General features: G+C 36.5%; 14 protein-coding genes. 10 read left to right on the top strand and 4 right to left on the bottom strand.

Annotated features, from left to right (window positions below; genetic code table 11):
- Nucleotides 1-59 precede the first annotated feature (59 nt).
- From dnaK to LS66_RS03620, 3 genes are read right to left on the bottom strand one after another with little or no spacing between them, the layout of a single operon-like run.
- Nucleotides 60-1,937, bottom strand: coding sequence for a molecular chaperone DnaK (gene dnaK / locus LS66_RS03630; RefSeq protein WP_011115505.1), 1,878 nt, complete (start codon nucleotides 1,935-1,937; stop codon nucleotides 60-62).
- A 21-nt stretch (nucleotides 1,938-1,958) separates the two neighbouring features.
- Nucleotides 1,959-2,516: a nucleotide exchange factor GrpE gene (grpE, locus tag LS66_RS03625; protein ID WP_034365309.1), complete on the bottom strand. Its 558-nt coding sequence runs from the start codon at nucleotides 2,514-2,516 to the stop codon at nucleotides 1,959-1,961.
- A 21-nt stretch (nucleotides 2,517-2,537) separates the two neighbouring features.
- On the bottom strand, nucleotides 2,538-3,332 hold the full coding sequence (locus LS66_RS03620; RefSeq protein ID WP_011115507.1) for an HrcA family transcriptional regulator: 795 nt from the start codon (nucleotides 3,330-3,332) through the stop codon (nucleotides 2,538-2,540).
- A gap of 339 nt (nucleotides 3,333-3,671) precedes the next feature.
- On the opposite strand from LS66_RS03620, the gene LS66_RS03615 reads away from it, so the two are divergent.
- The 7 genes from LS66_RS03615 to LS66_RS03585 are packed head-to-tail and all read left to right on the top strand — an operon-like array spanning nucleotide 3,672 to nucleotide 11,472.
- On the top strand, nucleotides 3,672-4,295 hold the full coding sequence (locus LS66_RS03615; protein WP_011115509.1) for a class II aldolase and adducin N-terminal domain-containing protein: 624 nt from the start codon (nucleotides 3,672-3,674) through the stop codon (nucleotides 4,293-4,295).
- A 16-nt stretch (nucleotides 4,296-4,311) separates the two neighbouring features.
- The gene (locus LS66_RS03610; RefSeq protein WP_034365307.1) at nucleotides 4,312-5,679 is read left to right on the top strand and encodes a M20/M25/M40 family metallo-hydrolase; all 1,368 of its coding nucleotides are present in this window, start codon (nucleotides 4,312-4,314) and stop codon (nucleotides 5,677-5,679) included.
- Nucleotides 5,679-6,713 carry an N-acetyl-gamma-glutamyl-phosphate reductase gene (argC, locus tag LS66_RS03605; protein ID WP_034365305.1) on the top strand — a complete coding sequence of 345 codons (1,035 nt, stop codon included), beginning with the start codon at nucleotides 5,679-5,681 and terminating at the stop codon, nucleotides 6,711-6,713. Before LS66_RS03610 ends, argC begins: the two co-directional genes overlap by 1 nt.
- 9 nt (nucleotides 6,714-6,722) lie before the next feature.
- Nucleotides 6,723-7,628, top strand: a complete 906-nt coding sequence (locus tag LS66_RS03600) for a metallophosphoesterase (RefSeq protein WP_011115512.1) — start codon at nucleotides 6,723-6,725, stop codon at nucleotides 7,626-7,628.
- Between the two features lie 24 nt (nucleotides 7,629-7,652).
- Nucleotides 7,653-8,579: a chemotaxis protein gene (locus LS66_RS03595; RefSeq protein WP_034365368.1), complete on the top strand. Its 927-nt coding sequence runs from the start codon at nucleotides 7,653-7,655 to the stop codon at nucleotides 8,577-8,579.
- 42 nt (nucleotides 8,580-8,621) lie between these two features.
- Nucleotides 8,622-10,979 carry a chemotaxis protein CheW gene (locus LS66_RS03590; RefSeq protein WP_034365303.1) on the top strand — a complete coding sequence of 786 codons (2,358 nt, stop codon included), beginning with the start codon at nucleotides 8,622-8,624 and terminating at the stop codon, nucleotides 10,977-10,979.
- A gap of 1 nt (nucleotide 10,980) precedes the next feature.
- Nucleotides 10,981-11,472: a chemotaxis protein CheW gene (locus LS66_RS03585; RefSeq protein ID WP_011115515.1), complete on the top strand. Its 492-nt coding sequence runs from the start codon at nucleotides 10,981-10,983 to the stop codon at nucleotides 11,470-11,472.
- A gap of 88 nt (nucleotides 11,473-11,560) precedes the next feature.
- On the opposite strand, the gene LS66_RS03580 is transcribed toward LS66_RS03585, so the two are convergent.
- Nucleotides 11,561-12,391, bottom strand: coding sequence for a methylenetetrahydrofolate reductase (locus tag LS66_RS03580; protein WP_236096970.1), 831 nt, complete (start codon nucleotides 12,389-12,391; stop codon nucleotides 11,561-11,563).
- A gap of 71 nt (nucleotides 12,392-12,462) precedes the next feature.
- Here LS66_RS03580 and serB point away from each other — a divergent pair, with 71 nt between their 5' ends.
- The 3 genes from serB to LS66_RS03565 are packed head-to-tail and all read left to right on the top strand — an operon-like array spanning nucleotide 12,463 to nucleotide 15,715.
- Nucleotides 12,463-13,101, top strand: coding sequence for a phosphoserine phosphatase SerB (gene serB / locus LS66_RS03575; protein ID WP_034365298.1), 639 nt, complete (start codon nucleotides 12,463-12,465; stop codon nucleotides 13,099-13,101).
- 2 nt (nucleotides 13,102-13,103) lie between these two features.
- Entirely contained in the window at nucleotides 13,104-14,537 is a 1,434-nt protein-coding gene (locus LS66_RS03570; protein WP_011115517.1) for a mannose-1-phosphate guanylyltransferase/mannose-6-phosphate isomerase, read from the top strand.
- Nucleotides 14,537-15,715, top strand: a complete 1,179-nt coding sequence (locus LS66_RS03565; protein ID WP_034365295.1) for a glycosyltransferase family 4 protein — start codon at nucleotides 14,537-14,539, stop codon at nucleotides 15,713-15,715. The genes LS66_RS03570 and LS66_RS03565 overlap by 1 nt, the downstream gene beginning before the upstream one ends.
- Nucleotides 15,716-15,719: the final 4 nt, after the last annotated feature.

Raw genomic sequence — 15,719 nt, 5'->3', positions numbered from 1 at the left:
ATTGCATCTAAATCGAATTATTGTAGGAGATTTTATCAACTATGTCAAGCGCTTTTAGCCTACTCTACTTCAGCATCAATGACATCATCATCTTTTTTCTTTGTATCTGTGCCTTGTTGTGTGCCACCTTGCTCTTTGGCATACGCTGCTTCAGCAAGTTTATGGCTTACTTCTGTGAGATTTTTAATTTTCTCTTCAAGCTCCTCTTTTGAAGCATTTTCATTTTTCAAAGTCTCTTCAAGTGCAGCAACCGCGCTTTGAATCTTTTCTACTTCGGCAGATTCTATTTTATCCTTAAATTCTTCAAGGCTCTTTTTTGTTTGATACACTAGAGAATCCGCATTATTACGCAATTCAATAATTGCTTTTTTCTTCGTATCCTCTTCTTTGTGTAATTCTGCTTCTTTTACCATTTTTTCAATTTCAGCATCTGAAAGCCCGCTTGAACCGCTAATCTTAATCTCTTGAGATTTTCCTGTGGCTTTATCCTTTGCTGAAACGGTTAAGATTCCATTTGCATCAATGTCAAATGTTACTTCAATTTGTGGCACACCACGAGGAGCTGCTGGAATACCGCTTAAATCAAAACGCCCAAGCGATTTATTATCACGCGCTAATTCCCTTTCTCCTTGCAATACATTAATGCTCACTGCAGGTTGATTGTCTTCGTAGGTAGAGAAAATTTGTGTTTTTTTCGTAGGAATAGTTACGCCTCTCTCTACAACTTTTGTTGAAATACCACCAGCAGTTTCAATACCTAAACTCAAAGGCGTAACATCAAGTAAAAGTACATCTTTTACATCTCCTTTGAGCACGCCACCTTGTATTGCTGCACCCACAGCCACAACTTCATCAGGATTGACTGATTTATTTAAATCTTTACTAATAAATGCTTTAACGCGCTCTTGCACTTTTGGAATCCGTGTAGAACCACCAACCATCACCACTTCAGAAATATCACTTTGAGAAAGCCCTGCATCTTTAATCACAAATTCAATTTTTTTAATCGTATCCTCAATTAAATCATCAATCAAACTCTCAAACTTCGCACGAGTGATTTTTTTCACCAAATGCTTTGGACCACTTGCATCAGCTGTAATAAAAGGTAGATTAATTTCTGTCTCTTGCGCACTGCTTAACTCTTTTTTAGCATTTTCTGCCGCATCTTTTAGTCGCTGCAATGCCATTACATCATTTTTTAAATCAATCCCTTCATCACTTTTAAATTCTTCTGCTGCCCAATCAATGATTCTATTATCAAAATCATCACCTCCAAGAAATGCATCTCCACCAGTAGCGAGGACTTCTACGACATTATCGCCTGTTTCTAAAACGGTAACATCAAATGTCCCACCACCCAAATCATACACCATAATCTTTTCGGCTTCCTTTTTATCTAATCCATACGCTAATGCTGCTGAAGTAGGCTCATTAATGATTCTAAGCACATTAAGTCCAGCTATTGTCCCTGCTTCTTTGGTTGCCTTGCGTTGAGAATCATTAAAATACGCTGGAACAGTGATAACTGCTTCTGTTACATCTTCTCCCAAATAGCTTTGCGCGTCTTCTTTAAGCTTCATAAGAATCTTTGCCGAAATTTCTTGAGGTGTATAAATCTTATCAGCAATTTCTACCGCACACGCACCATTTCTATCTACGATATTATAAGGAAGTCTCTTCTCTGCTTCTTTTGCCTTGTCTTCATTAAACATAAGCCCCATAATACGCTTAATAGAATACACTGTCTTTTTTGGATTTGTTACCGCTTGTCTTTTAGCAGGTTCACCGACTAGAATCTCACCCTTATCAGTAAATGCTACGATTGATGGCGTAGTATTTTTACCTTCTTTATTTGCAATAATTTTTGCCTCATTTCCTTCATACACTGCCATTGCAGAGTTTGTTGTTCCTAAGTCTATTCCAATTACTTTTGCCATTTTGTCTCCTTTTTGTTTAAATTAATTTTTTACGACACTCACCATAGAGGGACGAAGCACTCTATGCTTATACACAAACCCTTTCTGTAAGGTTTGGAGAATCTCACCATCATTCTTGTTTGCATCAGGCACTTGCATCAGGCACTCGTGCAAATTCGGGTCAAATTCTCCATCTGTGGCTATCACTTCCACCCCGTGCTTACTTAATACTTTCAAAAAGCCTTCAAGCGTAAGCTGCAATCCTTGCGCAATCGCTCCTGCTTCTGGGTTACTTTGGGCACTCTCTAGGGCTTTTTCTAATGTATCAAGCACAGGAAGTAAATCATTCATAATGCGCTCATACGCATATTCTAAGCTCTGATTCTTATCTCGTTCTAGCCGCTTTTTCGTGTTTTCGAAATCTGCAAATGCCCTCACATATTGGTCTTTTAACTCCAAATATTTTGCTTGATAATCTATTTCTTGCTCTTGAGGGGTTTGTTGTGCGCTGGTGCTCTCTTGTAACTCTTCACGCATTTGAGTGCCTTCCTCATTGTCTTGAATGTTTTGGTTATATTGTTTTTCTTCTTGCTCTTCCATCAAAATCACACTCCTTTCATTTTAAGATTGAATACAGCCATAAAAATAAGCAAAATCTCTATCTAATGCCCCGATACAAAGCATTCTTGTCTTTTTATCTGGGTGAGTTTTTAGCTTTATATCTTGCATAATTGCCATATAGCCTTTAGGTAACACCTCCTCGCAATACATACCGCTCTCTAAGAAATCAAACATACTTCCATCAATAATAGAATAAAAACTCTGTTCATTGGTATTATGTATGTAAGCTTGAGCCATTGCTCCTACACCAAAATATGTAAGATTCCTACTCTGCACACAAGAAAGTGCATCAAGCAAACTCTGTGCACGAACTTGATGAGCAATTTTTCGCACATCAATAACCTCTAATCCTTTTAGCTCGTGCAAAAATCTCTCTAAAGCACTTGAAAAAGGTAGGGTAATACCAATGCGCTCAAATTCTAGTAAAAGTTTATCATCTTGCAATCTTTGTATATTGCAAAGACGATTACTCTCTTCCACACTCACAGCACAAAAAAGCTCGGCTGCAAAACACGCCTCTTGAATACATTTTACAGAATCTACTTCCACAAGAGACTTCGTATCAAGTTGTTTATACCAATATGATTTTAAAGCACCAAGCGTAGGAATGCGTCCGCTGCTCACGTGAGGTTGAAACAATAATCCCTCATCTGCTAATGCCTTAAAATAATTGCGTATGGTAGCAGATGAGATTTTTGTATTCATAAGAGATTTTAAAGATTCAGAACCAATAGGCTCTTTGTGTTTTAAATACTCAACAATTACACGCGAAAGAAGCAAATCTTTTTTACTCAATTCCTCACCTCTTTAAAATAGCTTTCAGATACAAATCTACATTTTTATGTTATGACTTAAATTTTATACTTTTGTTTCATTGATTAAATTTCTTAAATGAAACATTGTAATCATAACATAAAAATGGCAAATAAATTAGCAAATAAATAAAAATATTGCTAAAAAATACAAAACTTTAGTCTATTGATATAAAGTTATATTAGTAAATATAATTAATAATCTTAATAAATATAATTTACTTATGGGTTTTTATCATAAATATAACATTTACAAACAATTATTGAGTGAATTTTATACTTTTTTTTCATATCATTACCTACAAAATGCTACAATCACTTTATGAATATACATACCACTCAAGTTAGCCCAGAACTTATTGCAAGTATTGCTAGTATTTCGCTTTCTATGTTTAGAAAGAATTTCTTTGGTGTATTTCACGGAGCAATTTCTGCGCGTGTGGCAAAAAATCGCTTTATTATCAACAAACAACAAGCTATTTTTGATAACCTCAATGCGAATTCTATGATTGCACTTTATCATAGACAAGATTATCGCTGGGACGAAGCTAGCTTACACGCTCCTATACACGCAAGTATTTATGAGCATTTCTCTGAAGCAAAATTCATTGCTTATGCTATGCCACCCTATCTTGTTTCCTACTCTCTCAAATATAATGCCCTTAAACCTCAAGATTATTTTGGCTACAAATTTCTCGCCCCCTGCATTGAAATTTTTGACCCCAAAGATTATGAAACTTGGGAAAAACGAGCAGATACTGATATTCCACGATATTTTAAAGAACACAATCATTCTTTTATGTTAATTAAAGGCTATGGTGTATATGCCTATGCTCGTGACATTTACACACTTGCTAAAGTAATTGCTCTTATTGAAAATTCGTGTAAAATCTTACATTATAATGCAAGTTTGCACGAAAGATGTCAAGATAAATCCCAAATATAATTTTTAAGGATCAGGAATGAATGACTTTGCCCTCCAAAGCCTACAAGAATTTTATAAACTCTGTGAAATTCCTCATTGTAGCTTTCATACGCAAGATATGTTTTCCTATCTTTGCACCACACTCACACACAAAGGCTATGAAGTCCAAAGTGATGAAGCCAAAAACATCTATGCTAAAAAAGGTAACCCAAGTGTCTGCCTCCAAAGTCATTATGATATGGTATGTGTAGGAGATTCTACACAACACAAAGGAATACAAACTATCCAAAAAGATAACTTTTTATGCGCAAAAAATTCTAGCCTTGGTGCAGATAATGGTATTGGTATGGCTTGTATGCTAGCCCAAAATGCTCCTGATATTGAGCTTCTTTTTACCAACGACGAAGAAGTAGGTATGATAGGAGCTAATCATCTTGGACTTAAGATAGAATCTTCCCTTTTGCTCAATCTTGATAGCGAAGATATTAATGAAATTGTTTTAGGTTGCGCTGGCGGAGTAGATATAGAATGTGAGATTGACCTTAAAGCATTTAACAAACCCCTTGCACAACTCACTTCTAACTACCCTCATATTTATCGCATTACGAGTAAAGGCTTTTTGGGAGGACATAGTGGCATTGATATACATAAAAATAAAGAAAATGTCATTACAGAATTTGGTTTTTTCCTTGCCTCGCTTGATGTATATATTCTTATGCTTCAAGCAGGAGAAAAACGCAATTCAATCCCCACAGGATTAGATTCTATAATTGCTTGTACCACGCCTCTAAATGAAACTTTTACTACACCACAGGGTGCTATTTTTGACATTACACCAATTAAAGACAACATTACTTCTTATCAATATGCTTACCACAAAAATGCAATTATCCCGCTTATATGCGGTATCCATAGTGGTATATATGCCGTGTCTTCTCAAGGCACACTCTCTTCACTTAATCTCTCACTCCTTGCCCAACAAGAAGAAACGCTTAAACTCATTATGATGGCACGTGCTAATACTGATATACTTTTGCAACGCACAATCAATCGGTTGCAAAATAGTGTAGCCTTTCTTAATCCTCATTGCTCTTTGCATACAAGCGGATTTTATAGTCCGTGGGAAAAAAGCATAGATGATAATCACCCGGCACTCACGCTTTTGCAAACACTCTATACATCTCATCATATTACACCCCATATCGCACAAATCCACGCAGGTCTAGAATGTGGAATTCTCAAAAGGCAACTCCTCTCACTTGGCTCACATACAAACCTTGATGTTATTTCTATTGGACCGACAATTCATACTCCACATAGTCTTAATGAATGCCTTGATATGCGCGATTTTGAAATCTTTTGTGCTATTTTGCACGATTTTATTATCTCTTATAAGGGCTTATAATGTTAGCGCAACATATCAATGTCGGAATCATCGGAGTGAGTGGCTATACGGGCTTAGAACTTGTTAAGCTTATTCTTGCTCACCCGATTTTTAAATTAAGCTACATCGCTAATACACAAGGAGAGATGCATCTTGATGAGATTCATAAAATGCTCTTCTCTCTTAGTCATCTGCCGGTTTGCAAAGCTGATGCCAAAGAAGCTGTAGATAAATGTGAGCTTATTTTCATTGCCCTGCCGCATAAAAGTGCTATGACTATGGTGCGTGAGATTCTAAGCATTAAGCCAATAAAGATTGTTGATTTATCAGCTGACTACCGCCTCAATGCGAAAAATTATACAGCACATTATTGCCCTCATATTGATACAGAAAATCTCGCTAGCGCTGTGTATGGATTGCCAGAATATAATCGTGCATTGATACAAAAATCTCATCTTGTGGCAAATCCGGGTTGCTATCCTACTGCTAGTCTTTTGGCTCTGCTCCCTTTTTTGGATTATATTGATAGCTCTTGTGGTGTGTTTATTGATGCCAAAAGTGGTGTGAGTGGAGCAGGAAAAAGCCTTACTGAGAATACACACTTTCCCCACATTAATGAGAATCTCTTTAGCTATTCCCCTCTTACACATCGTCACCAAATAGAAATTGCCGAAAAATGCCAAACTATTGGCGCTAAGGAAATGGATATTGTCTTTGTGCCACACCTTATGCCTATTACACGTGGTATGCTTATAAGCATATTTGCGACACTTCATTCACCACTAAACTCACAAGAAGCATATGAGATACTCCTGAATGCCTATAAAAATGAGGCTTTTGTCCGAATCCGTAAGAGCCCTGTCAGTATTGCCCACGTTGTTGGTAGCCATTTTTGTGATATTTTTGTTGCTACTACGAACAAAAATATTTATATCAACTCTTCAATAGATAATCTTCTACGCGGAGCAAGCTCACAAGCTTTGCTTAATGCTAACCTTATGTGTGGCTTAGATGAGCATTTAGGTGTGCCAAATATACCTTATGGTATTTTTTAGGTTTTATTAATGAATCTAGCTCAAAGAGGTATTTTGCAAAATCAAGATACCAAAGATATTGCAAAAATATGGGAAGAGGCACCTTATATTAAAAATGATGCTGTATTTATTGCAGATGCACATTTTATACCTCCTGATTTTCCCTTACTCTCACAACAAAGCATATCTGCTTCGCGTGCATTACTTGCATACTTTGATTCTCTTTTAGACAATCCTACGCAAATTCCATCACAAATATTTTTAATGGGTGATATTGCACATCTTTTATTAGGGAGTGCAATATCAAGTCAAAAATCAAATGTTTCACTTTTACAATATATAGAATCTTTAAGCCAATATAGTCAAATATGGTGGTTTGAAGGTAATCACGATTTTGGATTATCCGCCTTACAAAATGCTATGCCGCCTTTTTTAAAAAATGTAAGATGTATTCCACGTAGCAATCAACCTCTTGCTTTTAATTATCAACACAATCAAGAAAAGAAAAAAATTTTGCTCGCTCACGGCGATATATTTTTAAATACCAAATATGAACTCTATATCCGCATAATGACTTCCACAATAATGCAATCTCTCATCAAATGCCTTGATGCGATAACTTTGGGTAATCTCTATAAATCCATTATCAAAAAAATTAATCATAAACCCATCAAGGAAGGGAAAATAGACATATCTCGCTTTGCTCCAAAGCGCATTTGTGCTTATGAATCTTATTTATATAAAAATCTCAATTCCTGCGCTTTTGATACACATTCTTCCTCATACTCCGATATTGTTTTTATAGAAGGACATTTTCATATTGGAAAAACCTACGTTGATAGGGCTTTGTATATATCATTGCCTTCATTTTATGTTACTAGAAGTATTTTTAGTATAGAATCCGCCTTAAGCTCAAACCATATTCAAGGAGCATAATTGAAAACAAATGAAACCAATGTAATGAGCATTGCAAGCAATGAGATGGAACTTGTAGATTTCAGGCTCTATGAGGATAAAGAAGGAGAAACTTATGAGGGCGTATATGGTATTAATGTCGCCAAAGTAAGTGGCATTGTCATCTATCCTGAGGAAATTTTTGAATCTCCAGGAAGCCCTGATTATTTACTTGGTATGTTTGATTTACGCGGAGAGATAGTGCCACTCATTGATTTAACTTTGTGGATGAATATCAAGCCAAAAGAAGATGCTATAAATGAAAAAAAAGTAATTGTTACAGAATTTAACAACAAACGACTTGGTTTTGTCGTCCATGCAACAAAGCGTCTTAGACGAATAAGTTGGGCAGATATAGAATCTGCTATGTTTAGCTTAAACAATGACAACCAACGTGGTAAAATCACAGGAACAACGCGCATTGAAGATGGAAGAACTTTGTTAATTTTAGATTTAGAAAGTATTATTGATGATTTAGATTTCCAAATGCCAAATGGTGCTAATGCAGATACAGAAGAGTTTAAGCCAACTAGAAAATTTGAAGGAAGTGTGCTTATTCTTGATGATAGCTCTATTGCCCGCAAACTCTTACATAGCACAATGACTGATATTGGCTTTAATGTTATTGAAGCCATTGATGGACAAGCAGGGTTAGAGCGTTTAGAACAACTCTATGAGCGTTGGGGCAATGACATAACAAATCACCTTAAATTAATTGTTTCAGATGTGGAAATGCCAAAAATGGACGGCTTTCACTTTGCAGCACAAGTTAAAAATGATGCAAGATTCAATAAGATTCCAATCATTTTTAATTCTTCTATTAGTGATAAGTTTAGTTCCACCAAAGGAAAAGAGATAGGAGCTGAAGCTTATTTAGTTAAGTTTGATGCAAAACTATTTTATGATGAAATCACTAGAATTTTATCAAAATAAATAGTAAAATACTTTATTTAATTTCGTGCAAGAGGATTCACAATGGATGATTTACAAGAGATAAAAGAAGACTTCTTAGTAGAAGCCTTTGAAATGATAGAACAACTAGACCAAGATTTGGTAGAGCTTGAGAGCAATCCTGAAGACCTTGATTTACTTAATAGAATCTTTCGGGTAGCTCATACAATCAAAGGTTCAAGCTCATTTTTGAATTTTGATATTCTCACTCGTCTTACACACAATATGGAAGATGTGCTCAATAAAGCTAGACGTGATGAGCTTAAAATCACGCCTGATGTAATGGACGTAGTATTGCACTCCATAGATTTAATGAAAGCACTTCTTGTCGCTATACGTGATAACGGCACTGATGCAAATAGTGGTATTGAAATTGATGACACTGTTGTGCGCCTACAAGCAATTTCTAATGGCGGTGCGCCAACTGCAGAAGATTCACCTGCTCCAGCTCCTCAAGCTCAATCAACCGAATCTGCTCCAGCAGATAGCAATAATCCACTTGCTGACGAACCAGAACTTGATTATTCAAAAATGAGCACCGAAGAGGTAGAAGCAGAAATTGAAAGACTCCTTAAAAAACGTCAAGAAGCGGATAAACAAGCTCGTGCAGCTCAAAAAGCAGGTGGAGCAACTCCAGCTGTGCAAGCTCCCAAAGCCCCTGAAGCACCAAAACCTGCCGCTGCTAAACCTGCTGCAAAAGCTGCCCCTAAAAAAGATGGGGGAGGAGAGAAAGCTCCGGCTACAAATGTAGAACAAACTGTGAGAGTAGATGTTAAACGCTTAGACCACTTAATGAATCTCATTGGTGAGCTAGTGTTGGGTAAAAACAGATTAATCAAAATTTATGGTGATGTTGAAGAACGATATGATGGAGAAAGATTCCTTGAAGAGCTTAATCAAGTCGTGGCATCTATTTCATCAGTTACCACAGATGTGCAACTTGCAGTGATGAAAACACGTATGCAGCCTGTGGGCAAAGTATTTAATAAATTTCCTCGTATGGTGCGTGACCTTTCACGAGAACTTGGCAAAAATATTGAGCTTGTTATTACAGGTGAAGAAACCGAACTTGACAAATCTATTGTTGAAGAAATTGGTGATCCGCTCGTGCATATTATCCGTAATTCTTGCGACCACGGGATTGAAAAACCAGAAGACCGCATTGCTGCAGGAAAGCCAGAGGGTGGAACGGTAAATCTCAAAGCTTACAACGAAGGGAATCACATCGTAATTGAAGTAGCAGATGATGGCAAGGGACTCGATGCTGATATGCTTAGACACAAAGCAATTGAAAAAGGTCTTATTAGTGAAAGAGAAGCAGATTCTATGAGCGATAAAGAAGCTTTTGGTATTATCTTCAAACCCGGATTCTCAACTGCAGCAGCAATTACAAACGTTTCAGGGCGTGGTGTAGGAATGGACGTAGTAAAAACAAACATTGAAAAACTCAATGGTATCATTGATATAGAATCCGAAAAAGGCGTGGGCACAACTCAAAAACTTAAAATTCCTCTTACACTTGCAATTACTCAAGCATTACTTGTAGCTGTTCAAGAGGAATATTATGCTATTCCGCTATCTTCAGTTATTGAAACTGTGCGTGTAAGTCAAGATGAGATATACACCGTTGATGGTAAAAGTGTGCTTCGTTTGCGTGATGAAGTGCTCCCAATTGTCCATTTAGCAGATATTTTTAAGGTGAATTTTGTGTTAGAAAGCACGAATGAGGTGTATGTAGTCGTTATCGGTTTGGCAGAACAAAAAATGGGAGTTATTGTAGATTACCTCGTTGGACAAGAAGAAGTGGTTATCAAATCTCTTGGTTACTATCTCAAAGGCACTGAAGGTATTGCTGGAGCAACGGTGCGTGGTGATGGTAAGATTACAATGATTGTTGATGTGGCAGCGATGATGGATATGGCAAAAGAAGTTAAAGTAAATGTTGCAAAACTGATAGATGACACCGCAGAAACAAAAAAGAAAACTTCCCCAAGTGATTATGTAGTGCTAGCTATTGATGATAGCAATACTGATAGGGCGATAATGAAAAAATGCCTCAAAACACTTGGTGTTACAGTTCTTGAAGCAGCAAATGGACAAGATGGATTGGACATTGTTAAAAATGGAGACAAACATCTTGATGCGGTGCTTGTAGATATTGAAATGCCAAAAATGGACGGCTATACTTTCGCATCTGAAGTAAGGAAATATAATAAATTTAAGAATCTCCCTCTGATTGCTGTTACAAGCAGAAATAGCAAAACTGATAGAATGAGAGGTGTAGAATCAGGTATGACAGAATACATCACAAAACCTTACACGCCAGAATATTTAGTTAATGTCGTTCGGCGAAACATCAACCTCACAATAGATGGAGAATAAAATGAGCGAAAATAAATTAAAAGAAGTCCTTGAAAAACAACAGAACAAAGAAAGCGACATTGCTACTGAAGAGACACTCCATATCATAGGCTTTATGGTTGGCAATGAAGAATATGCTGTGCCTATTTTGAATGTAAAGGAAATTGTAAAGCCTATTGAATTCACTCGTGTCCCTGCAGTGCCTGATTATGTGCTTGGTGTATTTAATCTGCGCGGAACGGTTTTACCTCTTATTAATATGCGCTTAAAGTTCGGCTTACCTGCTATTAAACAAGATGCGGATACAAGATATCTTATCATCAACCAACAAGACGAAATGATTGGATTTATGATTGATAAACTCACAGCTGCAGTGCGTATCCCTCAAAGTGATATTGAACCCATTCCAGAATCTTTTAATGAAAATCAAAATCTTTTGCGAGGTATTGGTAAGCGCGAAGATAGACTAATTACTATTTTACGTGTAGAAAATCTTCTCAAACGCACTTTTTAATTCCCCTATTTTGCTCTCCATTTTGAGAGCAAAACACTCAATAACTAACCACCCTTTAAGTTTCCTGCTTTTCCCATTTTCCTTGAACTTATCCCTCACTCATTTGCACACCATAAGCCCTTAAATCATTATGTTTTGGCGTGGAGAGGTAGAGGCAAACATCATTTTGTTTTGCTACTTTTTGTAAATTCTCCCATAAATGCCTAAATGCCACTAAACTTGCATTGCAATCTTCTTGTCCCGCTTCCCCTTGCATTTGCTCTATATAGCTCTTAGGCACTTCAAAGCCTAAATTTGCTTCATTTATCGCTCTTACACTTTGCAAACTAAAAATCCCAAACACACCCAAACTAAGCTCTGCTACGCTTTTACTCTCACTTTTTAACTCTTGAAAACTTCTTATAAATTTGCTTGCTTGATGTGGACAAAAAATAGGTTGTGTGATGATTCTATCCACGCCAATGCGCAACTTTTGGGCTAATCGCTCTCTTGTTATAGGATTAGTCGTATCTATGGGGGTGCCGCTTATAATGCTTATATCGCTGCCTAATGTATCTCTTGTCATTTGAATAAGCTCTATGCCATCTATTTTTTCACTCCCTGCTTTATTTGTATCATCTCCACCAATAAGGGCTACACACGTGAAGTTTGCATATTTTAAGCTTAGGATTTGGGAGAGAATCTGCGTTTTATCTAGCCCTGCCGCACTTATTGTAGGCACAAAGGGCAAATCTATATGCTCACGCAGTATATACGCGCTCAAAATTGCATTTACACTGGCATTTTTACGCACATTTGCAGGGATAAGCACAAAGCCAACATTTTCTTTCAAAAATTCTCTTGCTCCCTCTAACATTGCCTTTAAGTGCTGTATATCTTCGCTTTTTTGATGTGGTAAAAACTCAAATCCAAACATCATCTCTCCATTTTAATCCCAAATTTAATCCCAAACGCTATAATTGTAACATTTTTTGCAAGGACATTAATGATATGAAACTTGTTGTTTTTGATTTTGATTCTACTCTTATGGATGGCGAGACGATTGATATACTTGCCAAAGCGCATAATGTTAGTGACGAAGTTGCAAAAATCACTCACAAAGCGATGAATGGGGAACTTGATTTTTATGAAGCACTTAAAAGTCGTGTAGCACTCTTAAAAGGATTAAGCCTACAAAAAACCAAAGAGATAGCGCATAATCTACCACTTATGAATGGTGCATTGCCTTGTGTGAAAGCCTTGAAAGCACAAAACTACAAAGTCGTATGCTTTAGCGGAGGATTCCATATTGCAACGGATTATTTTGTAGATATTTTGGGACTTGATGCAAGCTTTGCTAATATTTTGCATCATAAAGATTCTATCCTTACAGGCGAAGTGGGTGGGGAGATGATGTTTAGTGATTCTAAGGGTATAATGCTCCAACGCTTACAGAATCTCCTTAGCCTCACACGCAAAGATACAATTGTGATAGGCGATGGTGCAAATGATTTAAGTATGTTTGCCTATGCCGATGTGCGCATTGCCTTTTGTGCAAAGGAGATTCTTAAAAAAGAAGCAAATATTCTCATTGAGACACAAGATTTAAGAGAAATTCCTAAAGCGCTCAATATTCCCTTTAAGGAGTAAATATGACGATTTCAATCCTTTGTGGTGGCTCTGGCACGCGTCTTTTTCCCCTATCGCGTGAGCTTTTGCCTAAACAATTTGCTAATCTACTTCCATCTAAAAACGCTCAAACTTCCTCACACTCACTTTTCCAAGAGACACTTTTGCGCAATGATTTTTTACGCAAAAGCCACAAGGGCAAATTCCAAATTATTACCAATGATAATCACTACTTCATCGCGCAAGAACAAGCTCACAAAATTAATATTCCCTTATCAGAATTTATTTTAGAATCTCTTGGCAAAAATACCGCTCCAGCACTTACTTTTGCGGCTCTAAAGTCTTTAGAATCTTTTTCACTCAATCAAAATGAAGATGATATTATTCTTGCGCTGCCAAGCGACCACCTTATCAAAAATACTGCTGATTACGAACAGAGTATATTTCAAGCCATAGAATTAGCACAAAAAGGATTCTTAGTTACTTTTGGGATTAAGCCAAATTGCCCACATACAGGCTATGGCTATATTAAGGCAAAAGATAGCGTTGTAGAAAAATTCATTGAAAAGCCCTCCATTAAAGATGCTAAAGCTTATGTAGAAAATGGCAACTATCTATGGAATAGCGGTATGTTTTGCTTTAAAGCAGAAGTGTTTTTACAAGAGCTTGAAGTGCATAACCCAGAAGTATATAAGCGCTGTAAGCTTACTTTTGAAGCTTCTAAGGAAAGTGAAGCAAAGGATTTTATCCGCTTAGATGCCAAAATGAGTGAAAATTTGCCTGATATTAGCATAGATTACGCATTAATGGAAAAAAGTCAAAAGGTCGCTTGTGTGAGTAGCAATTTTATATGGAATGATATTGGAAGTTTTGAATCTCTCTCTAATGAATATCCCACAGATGAAGCAGAAAATGCAAGTAAAAATACCTTTATTCAAAAAGAATGCAAAAATAATTTTGTCATTTCAGATAAGCTTGTCGCAGGGATTGGGCTAGAGGATTTAATGATTATTGATGAAAACGATTGCCTCTTAATAGCCAAAAAAGGGTATTCTCAACAAGTCAAAGATATTGTGGCTTTGCTAAAAACTACCCACCCTGAACTTACTCAAATTCACAAAACTGCTCATCGCCCTTGGGGAACTTATACAATTTTATTAGAATCTCAAAATTACAAAATCAAGCAAATTGTCGTTAAGCCAAAGGGCAAATTGAGCTTACAAAAACATTATCATCGTAATGAACATTGGATTATTGTAAGCGGTTGTGCCATAATTACACTTGGAGAATCACAAAAATTCCTCAAAGCAAATCAAAGCACTTATATTCCTATGGGTGAAGTGCATAGACTTGAAAATCCCGGAATCCTGCCACTTGTACTCATTGAAGTACAAATGGGAGAATATTTAGGTGAAGATGACATCGTGCGTTTGAGCGATGATTATCAGCGTAAATAATGATTATAGCCATAGTCGTAGATAGTTATAAAGATAGAAGTAATGGCACTTCTATGACAGCCTTTCGCTTTGCAAGAGCTTTGATCGAAAGAGGACACTGCGTGCGCATAATCACAACAAATCCTACACAAGAAGAAAGTAATGAACAAAGTAGCGGTGAAGAGTTTTATTTTGTCAAAGAAAGATATATTCCAATCGTTACAGAAATCTCGCATAAACAACATATGATTTTTGGTTCACCAGATTCTCACATTTTAGAATCTGCCCTTAAAGGTTGTGATATTGCACATTTTTATTTACCTTTTGCATTAGAAATTGCAGGTGTTCATTTGTGTAGAAAGATGAAGATTCCCTATATAAGTGCGTTTCATCTCCAACCTCAACATATCAGTTATAATATGAATATGAACTTTAAATGGTTTAATGCTTATCTTTTTAGGAGATTCTATAAAACCTTTTATCGTTACACACATCATATCCACTGCCCAAGTCAGCTTATGGAAGAAGAAATACAAAAGGCAGGGTATGGTGGGAAAAAGTTTGTTATAAGCAATGGTTTCCAAATTAATAGAGCACAATCTTGTGTGAAGCCATTTGATGATACATTTTTTCATATTATTTCAGTGGGAAGATTCTCTAAAGAAAAGCGGCAGGATATTTTGATAAAAGCTATTACTCAAAGTAAATATGCAAACAATATCAAATTACATCTACACGGAGTTGGACCAAAAGAGCAATATCTGCGCAAACTCTGCGATAAACTTTTAATCAATCCACCTGAATTTGGCTTTATTGATAATAATATACTCATTGAAAAACTTAAATGTTGCCATTTGTATGTGCATTCTGCGGAAGTTGAAAGCGAGGCTATTTCTTGCCTAGAGGCAGTTTCTATTGGATTAGTTCCTGTTATTGCTGATTCTAAAATAAGTGCTACTACACAATTTGCCCTTGATGAAAGAAGCTTATTTAAAACAAATAATATAGCGGATTTAAGCGCAAAAATTGACTATTGGATAGAACACTCTAAAGAACGAGAGCAGATGAAAAAGCAATATGCCAAAAGTGCATCAAAATATGCGCTTGAGAAAAGTATTGATAAAATCATTAATATGTATGAAGAAGCTATCACCGATTTTACGACAAATCCTATATTATTTGAAGCCATTAACGCTTGATAAA

The sequence above is a fragment of the Helicobacter sp. MIT 03-1614 genome, assembly GCF_000762925.2.
Taxonomy (GTDB): domain Bacteria; phylum Campylobacterota; class Campylobacteria; order Campylobacterales; family Helicobacteraceae; genus Helicobacter_C; species Helicobacter_C hepaticus.
This window is presented reverse-complemented; position numbering and strand designations above follow the sequence as displayed.

Excerpts from the sequence above, each read along its gene's own strand:
- LS66_RS03595 (WP_034365368.1), top strand. The coding sequence starts at position 7,653 with ATGAGCATTGCAAGCAATGAGATGGAACTTGTAGATTTCAGGCTCTAT.
- LS66_RS03590 (WP_034365303.1), top strand. The coding sequence starts at position 8,622 with ATGGATGATTTACAAGAGATAAAAGAAGACTTCTTAGTAGAAGCCTTT.
- argC (WP_034365305.1), top strand. The coding sequence starts at position 5,679 with ATGTTAGCGCAACATATCAATGTCGGAATCATCGGAGTGAGTGGCTAT.
- LS66_RS03600 (WP_011115512.1), top strand. The coding sequence starts at position 6,723 with ATGAATCTAGCTCAAAGAGGTATTTTGCAAAATCAAGATACCAAAGAT.
- LS66_RS03565 (WP_034365295.1), top strand. The coding sequence starts at position 14,537 with ATGATTATAGCCATAGTCGTAGATAGTTATAAAGATAGAAGTAATGGC.
- LS66_RS03570 (WP_011115517.1), top strand. The coding sequence starts at position 13,104 with ATGACGATTTCAATCCTTTGTGGTGGCTCTGGCACGCGTCTTTTTCCC.
- LS66_RS03610 (WP_034365307.1), top strand. The coding sequence starts at position 4,312 with ATGAATGACTTTGCCCTCCAAAGCCTACAAGAATTTTATAAACTCTGT.
- LS66_RS03585 (WP_011115515.1), top strand. The coding sequence starts at position 10,981 with ATGAGCGAAAATAAATTAAAAGAAGTCCTTGAAAAACAACAGAACAAA.
- dnaK (WP_011115505.1), bottom strand. The coding sequence starts at position 1,937 with ATGGCAAAAGTAATTGGAATAGACTTAGGAACAACAAACTCTGCAATG.
- serB (WP_034365298.1), top strand. The coding sequence starts at position 12,463 with ATGAAACTTGTTGTTTTTGATTTTGATTCTACTCTTATGGATGGCGAG.
- LS66_RS03615 (WP_011115509.1), top strand. The coding sequence starts at position 3,672 with ATGAATATACATACCACTCAAGTTAGCCCAGAACTTATTGCAAGTATT.
- LS66_RS03580 (WP_236096970.1), bottom strand. The coding sequence starts at position 12,391 with ATGATGTTTGGATTTGAGTTTTTACCACATCAAAAAAGCGAAGATATA.
- grpE (WP_034365309.1), bottom strand. The coding sequence starts at position 2,516 with ATGGAAGAGCAAGAAGAAAAACAATATAACCAAAACATTCAAGACAAT.